This is a genomic window from Streptomyces sp. NRRL WC-3549 (assembly GCF_000721935.1).
Taxonomy (GTDB): domain Bacteria; phylum Actinomycetota; class Actinomycetes; order Streptomycetales; family Streptomycetaceae; genus Streptomyces.
Genome location: NZ_KL585395.1, coordinates 127,236 through 127,767, shown reverse-complemented (window position 1 = coordinate 127,767; position 532 = coordinate 127,236). Strand labels below are relative to the sequence as shown.

Below are 532 nucleotides of genomic sequence, written 5' to 3'. Positions count from 1 at the left end.
CCCAGCAGCCACGCCGACGGCTCCTCGGACCACGCCACGACCACCCGCTCGCACGACCTCGTCGGCAAGGAGACCTACGTCGTCGAGCCGGGCGACTGCCTGTCCGTGATCGCCGAGCGCGCCGAGGTCCCCGGTGGCACCGACGCCCTGTACGAGCTGAACCGCGCCCTGCTGGACGAGGGCCCGGACCTCATCTACCCCGGCCAGACCCTCCACCTGGCCGCCTGAGCCCCACCCCGGACCGCGGGCCTTCGGCCTCGCTGCTCCCCACGGGGTTCCCGGACTCCGCGACGTACCGGACGCACTCCGGGTCCGGCAGGGGCCCGGACGCCACAGCGGGACGAAGACGCCGAGAGTCTTGTGCCGCTCGACCACCGGTTCCACGGGACGCCCGCAGGCGGGACAGACGTACACGGCCTCCCGGCCATACCCCTGACGCCCGGTTCCAGCCATGTTTTCACCGCAGCCCACAGTCGTACATACGGTAGTTCTTCCGACTTTCTCTCCCGGGGGGTCCGCTCATGGCAGGCGC

1 protein-coding gene is annotated in these 532 nt (G+C 71.6%); it reads left to right on the top strand.

All coding sequences use genetic code 11. The features are described 5' to 3' along the window. Positions 1-228 (top strand): LysM peptidoglycan-binding domain-containing protein (locus IH13_RS0113400; protein ID WP_031084122.1); only part of this gene is annotated, 228 nt, incomplete at its 5' end. Positions 229-532 lie beyond the last annotated feature (304 nt).